An 18,458-nucleotide genomic window follows, 5' to 3' on the forward strand; every position below is an offset into this window, starting at 1 on the left:
GTGGTGGTTCGCGGCAGCTGAGCGCTCAGGCTGTCCGGTCTTCGGCCCGGCGTCGGGGCAACTGGCGTTTGATGGAGGGCCGCTGCAGTCTCTGCTTGGGGTCCGCGCCATCGGGCAAGTCGGTGGCGCGCTGCAGTTGCAGGTGGGCCACCAGGCCGCCCGTGCTGGAGTTGGCCAGCGCAAAGATGCCGCCCATGCGCTGCACGGTCTTGTCCACGATGGAAAGCCCCAGCCCCGCGCCTGCCGCTGCGGTGCGAGCAGAGTCACCGCGAAAGAAGGGCTTGGTGAGATTCGACAATTGCTCCGGCGGCACGCCGGGGCCATGGTCGCGCAGCTTGATCAGCACCCAGTTCTCGCGGCCTTTGGCGGCAATGTCCACGTTGGTGATACCCGTGTCCTCGGCCTTGCCGTAGCGCCGCGCGTTCTCAAGCAGGTTGGAGATGACGCGGGCCAGTTCCACTTCGTCGGCCAGCACATTGAGGTCTTCGGGCACGGACATCGTGATCTGCAGTTCCCGATGGTCTTGCACGGCATAGACGCAAGACGACACCACGGCATGCAGGTTGACGGGTGTCAGCGTGACGTGGTCGGGCCGTGCGTAGTCGAGGAACTTGTCGATCGTGGCATCAAGCTGAACGATGTCGGCCACCATGTGCTCGCGCGCCACTTCATCGGTCACGCTCATCTCGGTTTCCAGCCGCAGGCGGGCAAGCGGCGTGCGCAGGTCGTGCGAAATGCCAGCCAGCATCACGGCGCGGTCTTGCTCCAGCTTGGCCAGTTTTTGTGCCATGCGGTTGAAGCCGATATTCACTTCTCGGATTTCGCTGGTCACCACTTCTTCGTCGAGGTGACTGGCTGCAAAGTCGCCGTCCTTGACGCGGTTGGCGGCGTAAGAGAGTTGCTTGAGCGGCCGGTTGATCAGCCGTGCAATGGCCGCAGCGCCAGCCAATGACAGCGCCCCCGCCGTGATCAGCCAGATCAGCCAGGTGCGGCCGCCCGCCGGGCTGAAGCGTGAACGGTCCATCAGCAGCCAGTTGGGGTCGCCATTGATGTTGAAGCCGACCCACAGGCCGGTTTCTCCATTCACGTTTTGCGCCACGATGGTGTCGGGCCCCAGGCGTTGCGTGAGTTCGTCGGTCAGGCGGTTGCCCAGGGCCGTGCCCTCCAGCAGCTCGAACTTGTCGCGTGGTTCACGCGGCAGGATGCGCACGCCTTCCTGGTCGGCCATGGTCTTGATGAGCGACACGCGGGCAATGGCGTCGGAATGCACCAGCGCCGCGCGGCTCAGGTTTACCAGCGATGCGATCTGCTGCGCGGTGTGGAGGGTGCGCGGTTCGAACTCCAGCGCCCGCAAAGTTTGCAGCCACGCCAGAATGCTGCCCACCAGCAGCAGTGCCAGCAGAAAGAAAGTGCGCCAGAAGAGATTGAGGCCCACACGCGCCCGCTGCTCCCGAGCCTGTCTCAAGGACTCCAGAGGGGCGGGGCTGGTGGCGTCGGGGGAAGCGGTCACGGACTGCCGGAACGATGATGATCTCGACCTCGGATTGCCGTCGGAATTGTGCATACAGGCAAGGAGAGATCGGTCAGCTGGTTCCGTCCGGCACGAACACGTAGCCCACTCCCCACACGGTCTGGATGTAGCGCGGTGCGGCTGCATCCACTTCCACCAGCTTGCGCAGGCGCGAGACCTGCACGTCCAGGCTGCGGTCAAACGGTTCGAACTCGCGGCCACGGGCCAGCAGGGCCAGCTTTTCGCGCGACAGGGGCTGGCGCGGGTGGCGTACCAACGCCTTGAGCATGGCAAATTCGCCAGTGGTCAGGGGCAACTCTTCGCCATTGCGCTGCAGTGCGCGGGTGCCCAGGTCGAAGGTAAAGGGGCCGAAGGTCACGACCTCGTTGTCGCCCGACGGTGCGCCAGGCGCTTCCTGCGCGGGGCGGCGGCGCAGCACAGCGTGGATGCGCGCGAGCAGTTCGCGGGGGTTGAACGGCTTGCCCAGGTAGTCGTCGGCACCCACTTCCAGGCCCACGATGCGGTCCACGTCCTCGCCCTTGGCGGTGAGCATGATGATGGGCGTCCGGTCATTGGCGGCACGCAGGCGGCGGCAAATGGACAGGCCGTCTTCGCCCGGCATCATCAGGTCCAGCACGATGATGTCCACGGTCTCGCGCAGCAGCAGGCGGTTGAGCGCCTTGCCGTCTTCGGCGACCATGACTTCAAAGCCTTCCTGCGTGAGGTAGCGGCGCAGCAGATCACGGATTCGTGCATCGTCGTCCACCACTAGAACTTTGTCGGTGCGATTGGTTGTTGTGGCCATCTTGATCCCAAGTCCAATTTGTAACAGAGCCGATTCTGACCACTTGGAACGCCGAAGTTCGGGTTTTGGGGGTGGGTTTGACCAACTGTTACAAGTTTTGCCCAGCTTCGCACGCGCGGTGGAGGGGCTTCATCGCAGTGGGCGGGCAGTGCGGTTAAGGTGGTGCCCCGCATGGCCCGGCCCCGGACCGTGCACCGATATCAAGGACACCTTTGTGATGAAAATTACTACTAAATTGATAGCTGTCAGCGCATTGATTGCATGCGCTGGAGCCTCTTTTGCACAAAATTCACCAACCACCGAACTGCGCAACATCGTTCAGTTGTCGGCCACGGGCACGGTGGAAGTGCAGCAGGACCTGCTGGTGCTCAATCTGGCTACCAGCAAGGAAGCCACCGACGCTGCCACGGTGCAGGCACAACTCAAGCAGGCGCTGGACGCGGCCCTGGCCGAAGCCAAGCGCAACGCCCAGCCGGGCCAGCTGGATGTGCGTACCGGCCCGTTCGGGCTGTACCCGCGCTATGGCAAGGACGGGAAGATCAACGGCTGGCAGGGCCGTGCCGAGCTGGTGCTGGAAGGCCGCGACTTCGCGCGCATTACGGCCACGGCCGGCAAGATCCAGACTCTGGCCATCAGCAATGTGGCTTTCGGCCTGTCGCGCGAGGCCCGGGCCAAGGTGGAGGGCGAGGCCCAGACCCAGGCCATCGAGCAGTTCAAGGCCCGCGCTGCCGAGCTGGCCAAGGGTTTTGGTTTCAGCAACTACAGCCTGCGCGAGGTGGCGGTGAACAGCAACGAGATGGTGCCTGGCCCCCGTCCGCGCATGATGGCCATGGAGGCCAAGGCGGGCTCGTTCTCCGATTCCGCCGTGCCGGTCGAGGCGGGCAAGGCCCAGGTTATCGTGAACGTGTCGGGTTCCGTACAGATGCGCTGATTTTTAGAAAAATTGGCCTCCAGCGCTTATTCGATAAGTGCTGGTAGCTATCAATTTTGTAGCTTCCTGCGGCGCCTGAACTGGCACGTCCCCGCCCAGCAGGTGCCGCGCAAGGGCCGCCAAGCCGCGTATGCGGCGCAGCCGCTCAGGGGGTTGTTGCCTTCACTGCGCTGCCCAGCCGCCGTCCATGTTCCATGCCACGCCACGCACATTGTTGGCTGCGGGGGAGCAGAAGAACACGGCCAGTTCGCCCAGTTCTTCGGGCGTGGTGAACTGCATGGAGGGCTCCTTTTCGCCCAGCAGCAGTTTTTTGGCGTCTTCGTTCGACAGGCCGTGTTCGGCCGCCTTGGCATCCACCTGCTTTTGTACCAGGGGTGTCAGCACCCAGCCGGGGCAGATGGCGTTGCAGGTCACGCCGCTGGTGGCGTTCTCCAACGCGGTGACCTTGGTCAGACCCACGATGCCATGTTTGGCCGCCACGTACGCGGCCTTCTGTGCCGAGCCCACCAGGCCGTGCACCGAAGCCAGGTTGATGATGCGGCCCCAGTCGGCGATTTTCATGGCCGGCAGCGCCAGGCGCGAGGTGTGGAAGGCGCTTGTGAGGTTGATGGCGATCACCGAGTCCCAGCGTTCCACGGGGAAGTCCTCCACATTGGCCACGTGCTGGATGCCTGCGTTGTTCACCAGAATGTCCACGCGCCCAAACTGCGCGGCGCTGTACTTCATCATGTCTTCGATGTCGGACACGCGGCTCATGTCCGCACCGTGGTAGGCCACTTTGGCACCAGCAGCTTCGCCAGCCGCCAACACCTCGGCGCGGGGGCCATCCACATCACCAAAGCCATTGAGCACGATGTTGGCACCCTGGCGGGCCAGCGCCTTGGCGATGCCAAGGCCAATGCCGCTGGTGGAGCCGGTGACGAGTGCAGTTTTGCCTTTCAGCATGAGAGTCTCTCCGAATGAATTACGATGCAACGCAAGGAAAAGTCGGCTTGCATGGCCTGGCGATGCGAGCCGACTTTCACTTGCATTATCAAGCGCTGCCCCCCGGATTTCGCACCCATGATTGAACCTACGCTGAACTACGTACTGTGCCCTGGCCCCGGGGCGCCTGTGGTGTCTTCCGGTAACTCTTCCACATCTGAGGCTACACACCACCGCATGGCGTATTGGGAGTGGAATGCCACGGGCAACCCGGCGCATCCCCATGTGGTGGTCTGTATGCATGGCCTCTCGCGCCAGGGGCGCGACTTCGACACCCTGGCGCGTGCGTTGAGCCAGCATGCCCGTGTGATCTGCCCCGACGTGGTCGGGCGCGGCCAGAGCGATTGGCTTGCCGACCCGATGGGTTACCAGATTCCCCAGTACGCCGCCGACATGCTGGCCCTGCTGGCCCAACTGCACCAGCAAGCGCTTATCACCACCCTCGACTGGGTGGGTACCAGCATGGGCGGGCTGATCGGCTTGGCCATCGTGGGGCAGCCAGGTTTGCCCTTGCCGGTGCCGGTGCGCAGGCTGGTGCTGAACGACGTGGGCCCCGTCATTCAGTGGGAGGCCCTGCAGCGCATCGGCTTGTACCTGGGGCAACTGGCGCGGTTTGAATCGCTGCAGCAGGCGGCCGACGCCATGTGGGCCATTTCCGCCAGTTTTGGCCCCCACACGCCCGAGCAGTGGCTGGATTTGTCGCGCGCCATGGTGCGCACGCTGCCGGAAGCTGCCGGTGGCGGCATCACGCTGCACTATGACCCCGCCATCGCTGTACCGTTCAAGACATTGACGCAAGAGTCTGCGGTGGCGGGCGAGGCCATGCTGTGGCAGCTGTATGACCACATCACGGCGCGCACCCTGTTGCTGCGCGGTGCGCAGTCGGACCTGCTGTCGCGTGAAACCGCTTTGGCCATGGCGCAGCGTGGGCCCCGCGCGCAAGTGGTCGAATTTGAAGGCGTGGGGCATGCGCCCACGCTGGTGGCGGCCGATCAGCTGGCTGCGGTCACGGGCTTCCTGCTGGCGGCGGAAGGTGCTGTGGCCGGATGAAAACCTACCCTCCCGCACAGGCGTCCCATACCCCTCAGACCGACGCCGTCCCCCAGCTCATTGCCGCCACCGCGCACACGCTGCCCGAGCAGGTGAACGCGCTGTCGCGTGCGCGAGCCTTTGCTGAACCCCTGATGGCCGGCGAAACGCTGGATTCCGGCGAAAACACGCTGGCCCACGCTGATGCCGTGGCTGCCATCCTCAAGGGCATTGGCGGCTCGGAGGCCATGCAGGCCGCCAGCTATCTGGTGCATGCATGCATCCACCTGAACAAGCCCGAAGAGGTGATTGCCAAGGCCTTCGGCGCAAATTTTGCAGCACTGGCGGTAGAGACCACCAAGCTCATGCGCGTGCAGCAGCAGGCCCGCACCGCCGAGCACCTGGAAGACCCTGCTGTGCAGACCGAGAACGTGCGCAAGATGCTGCTCGCTTTCTCGCGCGACCTGCGTGTGGTGATGCTGCGCCTAGCCTCGCGCCTGCAGACGCTGCGCTTTCATGCGGCGAGCAAACGCCCGGTATCGCCCAGCCTGGCGCGCGAGTCGCTGCAGGTGTTTGCGCCGCTGGCCAACCGCCTGGGCATCTGGCAGGTCAAGTGGGAACTGGAAGACTTGTCGTTCCGCTTCCTGGAGCCCGACACCTACAAGGAAGTGGCCCGCCTGCTGGATGAAAAGCGCGGCGAGCGCGAGGTCTACATGGAGCAGCTGCGCGCCCGGCTCGAAGCTGACCTGCGCGCGCGCAGCATCAGTGCCAGCGTGCAGGGGCGCCCCAAGCACATCTACAGCATCGTCAAGAAGATGCGCGGCAAGTCGCTCAACTTTGACCAAGTGTTCGACATCCGTGCGCTGCGCGTGGTGGTGCCCACAGTGAAGGACTGCTATGCCGCCCTGAGCTGGGTGCATGAGCAGTTCAAGCCCATCGTGGAAGAGTTTGACGACTACATCGCCAAGCCCAAGCCCAACGGCTACCAGTCGCTGCACACCATCGTGCGCGACGACCACGGCAAACCCATCGAGATCCAGATCCGCACCCAGGCCATGCACGACCATGCCGAACATGGCGTTGCTGCGCACTGGGCCTACAAGGAGGCGGGCAGCAAGGGCTATGCAGGGGTTTCGGCCACGGGCGAATACGACGCCAAGATTGCGGTGCTGCGCCAGTTGCTGGCCTGGGAGCGCGATCTCTCGGGCGCCTTGCCCAACCGGGGCCTGTTTGAAGACCGCATCTATGTGCTGACCCCGGACGCCGCCGTGGTGGAGCTGCCGCAGGGCGCGACACCGGTGGACTTTGCCTATGCAGTGCACACCAGTGTGGGGCACCGCTGCCGGGGCGCCCGGGTGGACGGCGCGATGGTGCCGCTCAACACACCGCTGCAAAACGGGCAGACGGTGGAGATTTCCACCGTCAAGGAAGGCCGTCCCTCGCGCGATTGGCTCAATGCCGAGCTGGGCTACCTCACCAGCAACCGCGCCAAGGCGAAGGTGCGCGCCTGGTTCAACGCCCAGGCCACCCATGAAACCGTGGCCCGTGGCCGCGAGGCGGTTGAAAAGCTGCTGCAGCGCGAGGGCAAGACCTCCGTCAAACTGGATGACCTGGCGGTGCAGCTGGGCTTCAAGTCCGCCGATGCTTTGTTTGAAGTGGTGGGCAAGGACGAGTTCTCGCTGCGCAACATCGAAACGGTGCTGCGCCCGCCCGAGCCGGTCCTGCAACCCGACGACTACCTGCTGCTCAAGAAGACACGCACCAACGATGCCGCCCCCAAGGGCGGGGTGCTGGTGGTGGGCATCGATTCGCTGATGACCCAGCTGGCCAAGTGCTGCAAACCCGCTCCCCCTGATCTGATCCGTGGGTTTGTCACGCGTGGCAAGGGCGTGAGCGTGCACCGGGCCGACTGCAGCAACTTTCGGGAAATGGCGGCACGCAGCGGCGAGCGCGTCATCGAGGTGGAGTGGGGTGCCTCCAAATCGGCGGCGGTTGCGGCCGTGTACCCCGTGGACGTCGCTGTGGAAGCCGCCGACCGCCAGGGCCTGCTGCGCGACATCTCCGAAGTGTTTGCGCGCGAGAAGACCAATGTGATTGGCGTGCAGACCCAATCGGTGAAAGGCACGGCGTGGATGACCTTCACCGTGGAAGTGGCTGACTCGGGCCGCCTGAACAAGGTGCTGGGCATTGTGGCTGGTGTGTCTGGAGTGCGCTCCGCGCGCAGGCGCTGAATTTCTGCTTCAGGGGGATGGGCAGCGCGCCGCCGGCAGTCTTTGCCATGTAGTGTTCTATTTTGAATGGAGCCTCGATTTTTATGGCTATAATTGAAAGCTAAACAACGACAGGCGCGTAGCTCAGCTGGTTAGAGCACCACCTTGACATGGTGGGGGTCGTTGGTTCGAGTCCAATCGCGCCTACCAAATTCTTCCGCTTGAGATCAACCAGTCTCAAAGCATGCGGGAAATTGATGAAGACAACCGGCCCTGAGCCGGTTGTCTTTTTTGTGGCTCAGCATAGCCTCTGCCTTTGCTTCTCCCGCCCTTCAACTATTGCCTGAAACAGGCTGCGTAACGCTTGAGCTTGGAAGAGGCTGCGGCATGTGCTCGTTGGTGTGCATCCAGGCAGGAGTCCGCCGAGGGGGGCCGGCGGAAAGTGTCCTAGTTTGGCAAACATCCAGTGTTTCGTGCCGGATGCTGTCGGTCTATCAAGCCGCACTCGTTGGGTCCCGGCCCCAGGCGGGCTTGATCTTGAGCGCTGATGGTGCCTCGTGCACCAATTTCGCGGGTGCGACCACTGTCGGCTCAGTCACGCGTTCGCCGGCAATCTTGTCATCACCTTTCAAGCCTCAAAAGACGCAGGGGTCATCGTTGCTCGTTTTCCTGCCTACGAGCATCGTTTTCTTTCCTGACCCCGAAAGTGCCATTGCTTGCTTGTGTCCCTGGGATAGGCGAAAGGACCAGGCAGAGAAGTGCCCCTGTGTAAGTTGATAGATTGGTTTTTGTCTGACACGAAGAGATTCGGGGCCGCGTTAACTTGGGGCTTCAAAGAGAAGGGGCGCAATCATGAAAACTTCAGCCAGTTCTTCGAGAGTCCAGCAAGGTTTTGTCGACACCGATCCTGAACTTGGCATGTACGACATTCGGGTCTTCTGGCTTGCTGCGGTGGCCTCCACCATGGCAGTGCTGGTGGTGGCGTATTTCAAGATGGGGTATTGAGTGAGCGAGCGCGGGCGGGTCAGTTGCCTCGCAGGTGTGGCATGAAGCGCAGCTCTATTGGGCGCTTGCATTGCTCACCTTGGATGGGACTAGGCCTGACGAGTGTGTGGATCTTTAGGGCGTGGGCAGAGTGGGCCGGTGGAAGCAGGCGCATTTGCAGGGCCCGTGGCCTGTCGAACACAAATAACACCGAAGCTCTCCTTGTTGGCGCTTGAGCGCCAGGGGCAGTCACTGCGCCGAGCAGGCGATTTTTCCTTGGTGACGCCGCCGAGCAGTCATGAAAACCTTCAAGTCGACACGCGCTGCCGCAACGCCGCGCGAAAAGCTGCTGTCGCGGCCGCGACAGCAGCTTTCAGTCCACGATCAGGGTATTCCTTTGCCGCTGCCGTGGCGCACTCTCCCTAGAATGTGCTGCACTGCAATACATGGGTTCTGAGCCCGAGGAGTTCGTTGTGTCCGAACAGAAAAGCGCTGCATCCAAGTCGGTCCAGCGTGTCATCAAGAAGTACCCCAATCGCCGTCTGTATGACACAGACACATCCACCTACATCACCCTGGCCGAAGTGCGCCAGCTTGTCATGGCCAACCAGCAGGTGGTGGTGCGCGACGCCAAGACAGGGGAAGACCTCACACGCAGCATCTTGCTGCAGATCATTCTGGAAGAAGAGGCCGGTGGCGCGCCGATGTTTACCGAGGCTGTCTTGGCCAACATCATCCGTTTTTATGGCCACGCCATGCAGGGCTTCATGGGCGCCTATCTCGAGAAAAACGTGCAGGCCTTCACCGACGTGCAGGCCAAGCTGGCCGAGCAGTCACAAAGCGTGACGCCGGAGATGTGGGCGCAGTTCATGAACCTGCAGTCGCCTATGCTCAAGGGCATGATGGGCAACTATGTGGAGCAGTCGCAGTCCATGCTCACGCAAATGCAGGAGCAGATGCAAAAGCAGACGGAGCAGATGTTGGGCGCTTTTGGCTTAAAAAGGTAACCACAGGGTCGCTTCGCGGCTTCTCCTCCCAAAGGGGGCGCCGTCCGTGCGGCGGGGCGGCCCTTGCATGGCGGCACTGGCTTTGATCGTGCTCTTTTCTGGGTCTGCAAGGCGCGGTAATCACTGCGGTGAAGGGGCAAACCCACGGTTCAACGCCGGAACTGGGACAATACGGGATATGAGCGAAGTACTGTCCCCCACGAAAACACCCAAAGTCGGATTTGTCAGCCTGGGCTGCCCTAAGGCGCTGACCGATTCCGAACTGATCCTCACGCAACTGAGCGCCGAGGGTTACGAAACCTCCAAGACGTTCCACGGTGCAGACCTGGTCATCGTCAACACCTGCGGTTTCATTGACGACGCCGTCAAGGAAAGCCTGGACACGATTGGCGAGGCGCTGGCCGAGAACGGCCGGGTCATCGTCACTGGCTGCCTGGGTGCACGCACCGTTGAAGACGGTGGCAACATGGTGCGCAAGATGCACCCCAGCGTGCTGGCCGTGACCGGTCCGCATGCCACGCAGGAGGTGATGGACGCCGTCCACCTGAACCTTCCCAAGCCGCACGACCCCTTTATCGATCTGGTGCCCGGCGGCTTTGGCATTGCCGGCATCAAGCTCACGCCCAAGCACTACGCCTATCTCAAGATCAGCGAGGGCTGCAACCACCGCTGCACCTTCTGCATCATCCCGTCGATGCGCGGCGACCTCGTGTCGCGCCCCATCGGCGATGTGCTCAGCGAGGCCAAGGCCTTGTTCGAAGGCGGCGTGAAGGAGCTGCTGGTGATCAGCCAGGACACGTCTGCCTACGGTGTGGACGTGAAGTACCGCACCGGCTTCTGGGACGGCAAGCCTGTGAAGACGCGCATGCTGGAGCTGGTGCAGACCCTGGGCGAGATTGCCGAGCCCTACGGCGCCTGGGTACGCCTGCACTACGTGTACCCCTACCCGAGCGTGGACGACGTGCTGCCCCTGATGGCAACGGGCCGCGTGCTGCCCTACCTGGATGTGCCGCTGCAACACAGCCACCCCGATGTCTTGAAGCGCATGAAGCGCCCCGCCAGCGGCGAGCGCAACCTGGAGCGCATTCAGCGCTGGCGCGAGGTCTGCCCCGAGCTGGTCATCCGCAGCACCTTCATCGCCGGCTTCCCCGGTGAGACGGAAGAAGAATTTGCGCACCTCCTGGACTTCGTGCGCGAGGCGCAGATCGACCGTGCCGGCTGTTTCGCCTACAGTGATGTGAGCGGTGCCGCCGCCAACGAGCTGCCTGGCATGCTGCCCATGGCAGTGCGCGAGGAACGCCGCGCCCGCTTCATGGCCGTGGCCGAAGAAGTGTCGATTGCCAAGCTGCAGCGCCGCGTGGGCGCCACCATGCAGGTGCTGGTCGATTCCGCCCCAGGCCTGGGCCGCAAGGGGGGCGTGGGTCGCACTTATGCCGATGCGCCCGAGATCGACGGGACCGTGCAGCTGCTGCCGCCTGAGAAGATCAGCAAGACCATGAAGGTGGGCGAGTTCACCAAGGCCCGCATCGTGGGCGTGCGGGGGCACGATCTGGTGGCGCAACCCATCTGATTGCTATGTAATTGATAGCTGCAAGCGCTTTGTAAATAAGCGCTGGCGGCCAAAATCAATAAAAAAGGCTTCCCTGGGGAAGCCTTTTTTGTGGGCGTTCTCCCGACAGGGAGAACTGCACAGGGGGAATTACACGCGCTTGCGGTATTCGCCGGTGCGGGTGTCGATTTCGATCTTGTCGCCTTGGCTGACGAACAGGGGCACAGGCACTTCGAAGCCGGTGGCGATCTTGGCGGGCTTGAGCACCTTGCCGGACGTGTCACCCTTGACGGCAGGTTCCGTCCAGGTGATTTCGCGCTCGACGCTGGTGGGCAGTTCGACCGAGATGGCCTTGCCGTCATAGAACACCACTTCCAGAGACATGCCGTCTTCCAGGTAGTTCAGTGCGTCGCCCATGTTCTCGGCTTCGACTTCGTACTGGTTGAACTCGGTGTCCATGCAGACATACATGGGGTCGGCGAAATAGGAGTAAGTGCACTCCTTCTTGTCCAGGATCACGTTGTCGATCTTGTCGTCGGCCTTGAACACGTTTTCCGTGCCGAAGTTGCCGATCAGGCTCTTGAGCTTCATACGCACGGTGGCGGCACCGCGGCCGCCGCGGGCGTATTCGGTCTTCAGGACGACCATGGGGTCCTTGCCGTGCATGATGACGTTGCCGGCGCGGATTTCTTGAGCGATTTTCATAGCATGTTGCTTGGGTTGGGGCCGCTCAACGCACGGGCCGGCAAACTGGCGGATGGATCTGCTGGTTTGCCCTGCCGATGCATGTTCCGCGGCGGGAATGCGCGGGGTGGGGGCACTGACATGCCGTACCTGTTTTGCGCAAAGCCTCGGATTTTACCGTTTTTCGGCGACAAAGCCCAAAAGTTGTGCGACGAGGTTGTCCTGCGTCACCAGGCGCGCGCGGGCAGCCTGAATGCATGCCGTCCACTCGGCCAGGGTGTCGTCGCCGGGCCATTGCAGCGGCGCGGTGTCCAGCCCGTTCCAGGTGGCGTGGAATTGCCGAAGGGACGCGGGGGCCTGCAGCCAGTCCAGAAACGCCCAGAGCTTGTCGTGGTGGGCGTTGTCGTGCTGCGGGTAGATCTGCCAGACCAGCGCCTGCCCGGCCCAGAGCGCACGCACCAGCGAGTCTTCGCCACGCACGGCATTGAAGTCGCAGGCCCACAACATCTCGTCAAACGCGGGCTGGGGGCGGGGAGGGAGGTATGAAATCAATAGCTGCTCGCGCCCGCCAGATAAGCGCTGGTGGCCAATTTGTTTCATATTTTGGACGCCGTGCTCCGCCAGCGCTGCCCGCACGGCGGCCGTGGGGCGGCCCGGTGTCACCAGCAACTGCGTGGGCTGTGCCTGGCAGCGCCACAACAGCTCAGGCAGGGCGGCGGGTTCGTAGCAGAACAGCGAAACCCAGCGCTGCTCTGGGCCACCATCGCCCAGCCCGAACGCCGACGCGTGCTTTGCGCGCCAGGCGCTGCGGTCAAACGCCTCCCGCCGCGCCATCAGGTCGTGCTCGCGCAGCAAGCCGCCCGTGGCGGGCGTGAAGCCCGGGTAGAAGAACCAGCGTGTCCAGCCTGCGCCGGGGCCGGACGAGAGCAGCGAGGACAGCTTGTGATGGCGCTCCACGTAGCTTTCGGCCGACAGGTATTCCAGGTTGACCCAGAGAGGTTTTCGGTCTTCTTGGCCTTTGGCGCTTGATTGGTAAGCGCTATAAGCTATGAAATCAGGAGCAATATCACAACCGAAGGCCTCGACCATCACATCGGGCGGTGCCTCATCGGGGCCTGGCGGTGGCGAACCCCAGGCGCGCAGCTCCACACCCGGGCAGCCTGTGGGCGCCATCCACTGCAGGGCCGAGGCATCATCCACCCACAGACGCACGCGGTGACCCCGTGCGGCCAGCTGCGCCACCAGGCGCCAGCACACGCCGATGTCGCCAAAGTTGTCGATCACGCGGCAGAACACATCCCACTGCAGGGGCGGCAGAGGATGGTTCATGGGGAGGGCGCCGGTGGCTGCGAGCGCAGGTGCTCCACCAGCAGCCGGGCGACGCTGGAGAGCGATTCTTCGGACCGCACACACAGCGCCAGCCGCCGCTGCGCCCACGGCTCGTTCAGCGTAATGGTGCGGATGGCCAGCGTGCCCTGGTACAGCGCGGCGCTGCCACGGGGCATCACCCCCACGCCCAGGCCGGCGTTAACCATCAGGCACAGCGCGTCGTAGCTGGTGACCTGCATGCGCAGGCGCAGTGGCAGGCCCGCCTCGGACGCCGCGCGGGTCAGCTGGTTGTTGATGGCGCTGCCCGGGTGTACGCCCACAAAGTCGAAGGGCAGGGCGTCTGCCAGCCGCACGGACTTGCGCCGTGCCAGCGCGTGGCCGGTGGGCACCACCAGCACCAGCTCGTCGGTGCGGTAGGGCAGCAGCGTCACGCGTTCGCCGTAGTGGCCTTCATTGAGGATGCCCACGTCGGCCGCGTTCTCGGCCACTGAATGGGCTATTGAGGTGCTGATCTGCTCCTGCAGACGCACGTCCACCTGCGGGTGTTGCGCCAGAAAGCTCTGCAGCTCGGCCGGCAGAAACTGCGTAATGGCCGAGATGTTGGCCACCACGCGCACATGGCCGCGCACGCCGGTGCCGTATTCGCGCATCTGCGTGGCGATGCCGTCCAGGTCGTTGAGCACGCCACGCGCCAGGTTCAGCAACGCAAAGGCGGCGGCGGTAGGCTCGGTGCCTTTGTTGCTGCGGGTGAACAGCGCCACCTGCAGCGCGTCTTCCAGGTCGGCCAGGCGGCGGCTCACGGCCGAGGCGGCCAGGTGCTCGCGCGCGGCGGCGGCGGCGATGGTGTTTTCTTCCATGACGGCCACAAACAGGCGCAGGGAGACGGGGTCGAGTTTCATGGATCGTGGATGTTACCCCCGCCATGCCGGTTTGCGATGGCAGCTTCGTGCTTGAGCGATTTACGGCGCCGCGCGTGCTGCGCATGATTCGCACCGAACCGCCTCTGTGCGAGGCCTGCAGGAGACACACATTTCCATGGATTCCATTGCTTCCCCCGCCGCACTGCAAGGCGTGCGTGTCATCGAAATGGGCCAGCTCATCGCCGGGCCGTTCTGCGGCAAGACGCTGGGCGAGTTTGGCGCCGACGTGATCAAGATCGAGGCCCCAGAGACCGGTGACCCATTGCGCAACTGGCGCCTCATCAAGGAAGGCACCTCCGTTTGGTGGCAGGTGCAGTCGCGCAACAAGCGCTCGGTGGCGCTGGACCTGCGGCAAAAGGAGGGGCAGGACATCGCTCGCCAGCTGATTGCAGAAGCCGATGTGCTGGTCGAGAACTTTCGCCCCGGCACGCTGGAAGGCTGGGGCATGTCGCCCGAGGAGCTGCACCAACTCAACCCCGGCCTCGTGATGCTGCGCATCTCTGGCTACGGCCAGACGGGGCCGTACCGCGACCTGCCGGGTTTTGGTGCCATCGGCGAAGCCATGGGCGGCCTGCGCCACCTGACGGGCGAGCCCGGCCGCGTGCCGGTGCGCGTCGGTGTCTCGATTGGTGACACGCTCGCGGCACTGCACGGCACCATCGGCGTACTCACGGCGCTGTACCACCGCAAGGTCAACGGTGGCAAAGGCCAGGTGATCGACGTGGCGCTGCACGAGGCCGTGTTCAATGTGATGGAAAGCCTGATCCCTGAGTACAGCGCCTTCGGCGCCGTGCGCGAGGCCGCAGGCAGCGCGCTGCCGGGCATTGCACCGAGCAACGCCTACCCCTGCCAGGGCGGCTGGGTGCTGGTGGCGGGCAATGGCGACAGCATTTTCAAGCGGTTGATGGATGCCATCGGCCGGCCCGACCTGGGCACTGCGCCGGACCTCGCCAACAACACCGGCCGCGTGGCGCGTGTGGAAGAGATCGACGCAGCGATTGGCGCCTGGAGCGCACAGCGCACCGTGCAGCAGGTGCTGGAGGCATTGGGCGCCGCCCGCGTGCCTGCGGGCAAGGTCTACACCGCCAAAGACATTGCCGAAGACCCGCACTACCGCGCCCGCGACATGCTGCTGACCCAGCAGACGCGCGATGGCTACAGCGTGGAAGTGCCCGGCATCGTGCCCAAGCTCTCGGCCACGCCGGGCAGCATCCGCAGCAGCGCGCCGCACCTGGGCGACGACACGGATGCGGTGCTGGCCGAGGCGGGTTTGACGGCAGAGCAGATTGCGCTGTTGCGCAGCAAAGGGGTGATTCAATGAGTGCATCCAACACGGTGTGGCAGGGCGCAGGCCACCGCATCCACATGCAGGAAGTCGGCCTGCGCGACGGTCTGCAGATGGAAAAGGCCTTTGTACCCACGGCCGACAAGATCGCGCTGTGCAACGCACTGTCGGCGGCGGGTCTGGCCAAGATCGAGGTGACCTCGTTCACGTCGCCCACGGCCATCCCCGCGCTGAAAGACGCCGAGATCGTGATGCGCGAGATCACGCGCCGCCCTGGCACGGTCTACACCGCGCTGGTGCCCAACCTGCGCGGTGCAGAGCGCGCCATCGAGTCGCGCACGGACGAGTTGAATCTGGTGATGTCGGTCAGCGCCACCCACAACCTGGCCAACCTGCGCATGACGCAGGAGCAGTCGTTCGCGGCGTTGGCGCAAGTGGTGGCCTTGGCGCAGGGCGCCAACGTGGCGGTGAATGTGTCGCTGTCCTGCGTGTTCGGCTGCCCGATGGAGGGCGATGTGGCCCAGGCCGACGTGTTCGGCTGGGTGCAGCGCTTTGTGGACTTGGGTGTGCGTGGCATCACGCTGTGCGACACCACGGGCATGGCCTACCCCACGCAGGTGCACCAGCTCACGGCGGCGGCCCGCGCACCCTGGCAGGGGGTGGAGTTCACCCTGCATTTCCACAACACGCGCGGCATGGGGCTGGCCAATGTGCTGGCGGCCATTGGCGCAGGTGCGGATCGGTTCGATGCCTCGCTGGGCGGCTTGGGCGGCTGTCCCTATGCGCCGGGCGCCAGCGGCAATGTGTGCAGCGAGGAGATCGTGCATGCGCTGGCGCTGATGGGCTATGACACCGGGGTGGACTTGGCACAACTGGTGGCGGCGGCGCAGCAACTGCCTGCGTTGATCGGCCACGATATCCCCAGCCAGATTGCCAAGGCGGGTCCGCGCCTGGCGCTGCATCCGGTGCCTGCCGATTTCGAGGCGATCCGCGAAAGGGCGCTTGCCCGCTGAATGCGGGCGAGCCTGCATTCATACATAACACCAGGAGACAAAAGCCATGACATTTCAAACGACGCTGTCCCGCCGCATCTTTACCGCCGCCGTGCTGAGCTCTGCTGCTTTGGCTGCGGGCGCGCAGGACAAATACCCCTCCAAGCCCATCACCGTGGTGGTGCCCCAGGCTGCGGGTGGCGCCAACGACGCCATTGCGCGCGTGGTGGCGCAAAAACTCAGCGAGCAGCTGGGCCAGAGCGTGATCGTGGACAATCGCCCTGGCGCGGGCGGCACGCTGGCCACCGGCGCCACGGCCCGCGCGCGCAATGATGGCTACACCCTGCTGCTCACGGCCGACAGCGCCCATGTGATCGGCCCTGCGCTGTACAAGAACCCGGGGTTCGATCCGGTCAAGGACTTCGCACCCGTGGCGCCCGTGGCCACGGCGGGCTATGTGCTGGTGGCGCATCCATCCTTCCCGGCTAACACCGTGGCCGAAATGGTGGCTTTGGCCAAGGCCAGCCCCGGCAAATATTCGATTGCCTCGGCGGGCAACGGCACGCTGAACCACCTTATTGGCGAGATGCTGCAGAAGGCGGCAGGCATCCAGCTGCAGCACATCCCCTACAAGGGTTCGGCCGCAGCCGCCACCGATGTGGTGGGTGGGCAAGTGCCGCTGTCGGTGCAAAGCCTGCCGTCGGCCATTGCCTTCATCAAGGCGGGCAAGCTCAAGGTGCTGGGCGTGGTCAACGAAAAGCGTGTGGCCGCGCTGCCCGACGCGCCCACGATTGGCGAGACGATCAAGGGCTTTGGCCAGGCGCCCTGGTATGCGCTGTTTGCCCCGGCCGGCACACCCGCGCAGATCGTGGCGCAGTTGCAGGCCGAGGTGGCCCGTGCGCTGGAGCACAAGGACGTGGTGGACAAGCTGGCCACCGTGGGCTGCGAGCCCTTCAAGGGCACGGCGGCGCAGCTGGCCGCGCTGGTGCAGTCCGACCTGCCCAAGTGGAGCCGTGTAGTCAAGGACACGGGCGCGACGGTGGATTGACCAGGAGCTTTCTCTGCGCCTTTTTGCTTCTCGCTACTCAGATTTTTGACAACAACGACAACGACGGAGACATCGCTTTCATGAAAACCACCCGCAAGCAGTTCACCACCCTGGCCCTTGCCGCACTGGCCACCATCAGCTTCATCGGCCACGCAGCGGCGCAGGGCGCCTACCCGTCCAAGAATGTGACCCTGGTGGTGCCCACCGCCGCCGGTGGCACTACCGACCTGTCGGCCCGCATGCTGGCGCAGGCGCTTGCGCCGGTGCTGGGCCAATCGGTCATCGCAGACAACAAGGGCGGGGGCAACGGCAACATCGCGGCCAGCGCCGTCAAGCGGGCCGAGGCCGATGGCTACACGCTGCTCATGCAGTACTCGGGCTACCACGTCATCTCGCCCCACATCACCAAACAAAAGCAGTGGGAGCAGAGCGACTTCCAGCCTGTGGCCAATGTCATCTCGGCTCCGCAGATCATCGTGGTGCGCAACGACCTGCCGGTGAAGACGCTGGCTGAACTCATCGCTTATGCCAAGGCCAATCCCGGCAAGCTCAACTACGCTTCGTCGGGCAATGGATCGTTGCAGCATGTCACGGGTGCCATGCTGGAGCAGCAAGGCGCCATCAAGATGGTCCACGTGCCCTACAAAGGCACGGGCCCCGCGCTGCAGGACCTGCTGGGCGGCCAGGTGGACCTGACCTTTGGCACTGCACCGCCCTTCATGCCCCACATCGCCAGCAGCAAGCTGCGCGTGCTGGCTGTGACGGGCAAGCAGCGCCTGCCCAGCCTGCCCGATGTGCCCACCACGGCCGAGGCGGGCTACCCCAGAGTCGATGCCACCTCGTGGTTTGCCGTGTTTGCCCCGGCCGCCGTGCCCAAGGCCGTGGTGGAAAAACTCACGGCCGACATCCGCACCGTGGTACAGAGCGCTGCGTTCCAGCAGAAGGCACTGGAGCAGGGGGCCACGGCGGACTACCAGAGCCCGATGCAGCTGGGCGATAAGGTGAAGGCCGATCTTGCGAACTGGGCGTCGGTGGTAAAAACCTCAAAGATTGAGGCTGAGTGAACGGAATTGCACACACCAGCCGATCGGCAAGGAGGTAACCTTGTAAGTCGACATAAGGCTCGATATGCCTATGGCTTTGTCTCCAGATGTATTGCCGTTTCAACGAGTGACGAGTGCAGCTGTACGG

At 64.0% G+C, this 18,458-nt stretch carries 16 protein-coding genes and 1 tRNA gene; 11 read left to right on the forward strand and 6 right to left on the reverse strand.

Annotated features, from left to right (window positions below; all coding sequences use genetic code 11):
- Positions 1–25: 25 nt before the first annotated feature.
- Together ASE52_RS02290 and ompR are read right to left on the reverse strand one after the other, a co-directional pair.
- Positions 26–1,564 carry an ATP-binding protein gene (locus ASE52_RS02290; protein WP_082606731.1) on the reverse strand — a complete coding sequence of 513 codons (1,539 nt, stop codon included), beginning with the start codon at positions 1,562–1,564 and terminating at the stop codon, positions 26–28.
- A 19-nt stretch (positions 1,565–1,583) separates the two neighbouring features.
- Positions 1,584–2,315, reverse strand: a complete 732-nt coding sequence (gene ompR, locus ASE52_RS02295) for a two-component system response regulator OmpR (RefSeq protein ID WP_010460834.1) — start codon at positions 2,313–2,315, stop codon at positions 1,584–1,586.
- 217 nt (positions 2,316–2,532) lie between these two features.
- Here ompR and ASE52_RS02300 point away from each other — a divergent pair, with 217 nt between their 5' ends.
- A complete protein-coding gene (locus tag ASE52_RS02300) occupies positions 2,533–3,246 on the forward strand; it encodes an SIMPL domain-containing protein (RefSeq protein WP_057223487.1) in 714 nt (237 codons plus the stop codon).
- A gap of 162 nt (positions 3,247–3,408) precedes the next feature.
- Here the strand turns inward: ASE52_RS02300 and ASE52_RS02305 are convergent, their stop codons facing one another.
- Entirely contained in the window at positions 3,409–4,191 is a 783-nt protein-coding gene (locus ASE52_RS02305) for a 3-hydroxybutyrate dehydrogenase (protein WP_057223495.1), read from the reverse strand.
- Positions 4,192–4,308: 117 nt separating this feature from the next.
- Between ASE52_RS02305 and ASE52_RS02310 the strand changes: the two genes are divergently transcribed.
- The 6 genes from ASE52_RS02310 to rimO all read left to right on the forward strand — a co-directional run bounded on the left by ASE52_RS02310 (position 4,309) and on the right by rimO (position 11,030).
- Positions 4,309–5,280: an alpha/beta hydrolase gene (locus tag ASE52_RS02310; RefSeq protein ID WP_057223498.1), complete on the forward strand. Its 972-nt coding sequence runs from the start codon at positions 4,309–4,311 to the stop codon at positions 5,278–5,280.
- Positions 5,277–7,490: a bifunctional (p)ppGpp synthetase/guanosine-3',5'-bis(diphosphate) 3'-pyrophosphohydrolase gene (locus ASE52_RS02315; RefSeq protein ID WP_057223499.1), complete on the forward strand. Its 2,214-nt coding sequence runs from the start codon at positions 5,277–5,279 to the stop codon at positions 7,488–7,490. The genes ASE52_RS02310 and ASE52_RS02315 overlap by 4 nt, the downstream gene beginning before the upstream one ends.
- A 112-nt stretch (positions 7,491–7,602) precedes the next feature.
- A tRNA-Val gene (locus ASE52_RS02320) sits at positions 7,603–7,679 on the forward strand.
- A 642-nt stretch (positions 7,680–8,321) separates the two neighbouring features.
- Positions 8,322–8,474, forward strand: a complete 153-nt coding sequence (locus ASE52_RS25900; protein WP_158004135.1) for a hypothetical protein — start codon at positions 8,322–8,324, stop codon at positions 8,472–8,474.
- A 425-nt stretch (positions 8,475–8,899) separates the two neighbouring features.
- Complete coding sequence (phaR, locus tag ASE52_RS02325) at positions 8,900–9,460, forward strand: polyhydroxyalkanoate synthesis repressor PhaR (protein ID WP_010460875.1); 561 nt, start codon at positions 8,900–8,902, stop codon at positions 9,458–9,460.
- Positions 9,461–9,638: 178 nt separating this feature from the next.
- The gene (gene rimO / locus ASE52_RS02330) at positions 9,639–11,030 is read left to right on the forward strand and encodes a 30S ribosomal protein S12 methylthiotransferase RimO (RefSeq protein WP_057223501.1); all 1,392 of its coding nucleotides are present in this window, start codon (positions 9,639–9,641) and stop codon (positions 11,028–11,030) included.
- A gap of 129 nt (positions 11,031–11,159) precedes the next feature.
- Here the strand turns inward: rimO and efp are convergent, their stop codons facing one another.
- From efp to ASE52_RS02345, 3 genes are all read right to left on the reverse strand, one after another.
- Positions 11,160–11,714 carry an elongation factor P gene (gene efp / locus ASE52_RS02335; protein ID WP_057223504.1) on the reverse strand — a complete coding sequence of 185 codons (555 nt, stop codon included), beginning with the start codon at positions 11,712–11,714 and terminating at the stop codon, positions 11,160–11,162.
- Positions 11,715–11,867: 153 nt separating this feature from the next.
- The gene (gene earP / locus ASE52_RS02340) at positions 11,868–13,022 is read right to left on the reverse strand and encodes an elongation factor P maturation arginine rhamnosyltransferase EarP (RefSeq protein WP_057223506.1); all 1,155 of its coding nucleotides are present in this window, start codon (positions 13,020–13,022) and stop codon (positions 11,868–11,870) included.
- Positions 13,019–13,921, reverse strand: a complete 903-nt coding sequence (locus ASE52_RS02345; RefSeq protein WP_057223508.1) for a LysR family transcriptional regulator — start codon at positions 13,919–13,921, stop codon at positions 13,019–13,021. Before ASE52_RS02345 ends, earP begins: the two co-directional genes overlap by 4 nt.
- A gap of 136 nt (positions 13,922–14,057) precedes the next feature.
- On the opposite strand from ASE52_RS02345, the gene ASE52_RS02350 reads away from it, so the two are divergent.
- The 4 genes from ASE52_RS02350 (at position 14,058) to ASE52_RS02365 (ending at position 18,331) form a co-directional block, all read left to right on the forward strand.
- The gene (locus ASE52_RS02350) at positions 14,058–15,263 is read left to right on the forward strand and encodes a CoA transferase (protein ID WP_057223510.1); all 1,206 of its coding nucleotides are present in this window, start codon (positions 14,058–14,060) and stop codon (positions 15,261–15,263) included.
- Positions 15,260–16,240 carry a hydroxymethylglutaryl-CoA lyase gene (locus ASE52_RS02355; RefSeq protein WP_057223513.1) on the forward strand — a complete coding sequence of 327 codons (981 nt, stop codon included), beginning with the start codon at positions 15,260–15,262 and terminating at the stop codon, positions 16,238–16,240. Before ASE52_RS02350 ends, ASE52_RS02355 begins: the two co-directional genes overlap by 4 nt.
- 46 nt (positions 16,241–16,286) lie before the next feature.
- Complete coding sequence (locus ASE52_RS02360; protein ID WP_057223514.1) at positions 16,287–17,267, forward strand: tripartite tricarboxylate transporter substrate binding protein; 981 nt, start codon at positions 16,287–16,289, stop codon at positions 17,265–17,267.
- Between the two features lie 80 nt (positions 17,268–17,347).
- Positions 17,348–18,331 (forward strand): tripartite tricarboxylate transporter substrate binding protein, encoded by a 984-nt coding sequence (locus ASE52_RS02365; protein ID WP_057225102.1) that lies wholly within the window; start codon positions 17,348–17,350, stop codon positions 18,329–18,331.
- The last annotated feature ends 127 nt before the right edge of the window (positions 18,332–18,458 follow it).

Source organism: Acidovorax sp. Root275, from assembly GCF_001428965.1.
In the GTDB taxonomy this organism is placed as follows: Bacteria; Pseudomonadota; Gammaproteobacteria; order Burkholderiales; family Burkholderiaceae_C; genus Acidovorax; species Acidovorax radicis.

Excerpts from the sequence above, each read along its gene's own strand:
- ASE52_RS02290 (WP_082606731.1), bottom strand. The coding sequence starts at position 1,564 with ATGCACAATTCCGACGGCAATCCGAGGTCGAGATCATCATCGTTCCGG.
- ompR (WP_010460834.1), bottom strand. The coding sequence starts at position 2,315 with ATGGCCACAACAACCAATCGCACCGACAAAGTTCTAGTGGTGGACGAC.
- ASE52_RS02300 (WP_057223487.1), top strand. The coding sequence starts at position 2,533 with ATGAAAATTACTACTAAATTGATAGCTGTCAGCGCATTGATTGCATGC.
- ASE52_RS02305 (WP_057223495.1), bottom strand. The coding sequence starts at position 4,191 with ATGCTGAAAGGCAAAACTGCACTCGTCACCGGCTCCACCAGCGGCATT.
- ASE52_RS02310 (WP_057223498.1), top strand. The coding sequence starts at position 4,309 with ATGATTGAACCTACGCTGAACTACGTACTGTGCCCTGGCCCCGGGGCG.
- ASE52_RS02315 (WP_057223499.1), top strand. The coding sequence starts at position 5,277 with ATGAAAACCTACCCTCCCGCACAGGCGTCCCATACCCCTCAGACCGAC.
- ASE52_RS25900 (WP_158004135.1), top strand. The coding sequence starts at position 8,322 with ATGAAAACTTCAGCCAGTTCTTCGAGAGTCCAGCAAGGTTTTGTCGAC.
- phaR (WP_010460875.1), top strand. The coding sequence starts at position 8,900 with ATGGGTTCTGAGCCCGAGGAGTTCGTTGTGTCCGAACAGAAAAGCGCT.
- rimO (WP_057223501.1), top strand. The coding sequence starts at position 9,639 with ATGAGCGAAGTACTGTCCCCCACGAAAACACCCAAAGTCGGATTTGTC.
- efp (WP_057223504.1), bottom strand. The coding sequence starts at position 11,714 with ATGAAAATCGCTCAAGAAATCCGCGCCGGCAACGTCATCATGCACGGC.
- earP (WP_057223506.1), bottom strand. The coding sequence starts at position 13,022 with ATGAACCATCCTCTGCCGCCCCTGCAGTGGGATGTGTTCTGCCGCGTG.
- ASE52_RS02345 (WP_057223508.1), bottom strand. The coding sequence starts at position 13,921 with ATGAAACTCGACCCCGTCTCCCTGCGCCTGTTTGTGGCCGTCATGGAA.
- ASE52_RS02350 (WP_057223510.1), top strand. The coding sequence starts at position 14,058 with ATGGATTCCATTGCTTCCCCCGCCGCACTGCAAGGCGTGCGTGTCATC.
- ASE52_RS02355 (WP_057223513.1), top strand. The coding sequence starts at position 15,260 with ATGAGTGCATCCAACACGGTGTGGCAGGGCGCAGGCCACCGCATCCAC.
- ASE52_RS02360 (WP_057223514.1), top strand. The coding sequence starts at position 16,287 with ATGACATTTCAAACGACGCTGTCCCGCCGCATCTTTACCGCCGCCGTG.
- ASE52_RS02365 (WP_057225102.1), top strand. The coding sequence starts at position 17,348 with ATGAAAACCACCCGCAAGCAGTTCACCACCCTGGCCCTTGCCGCACTG.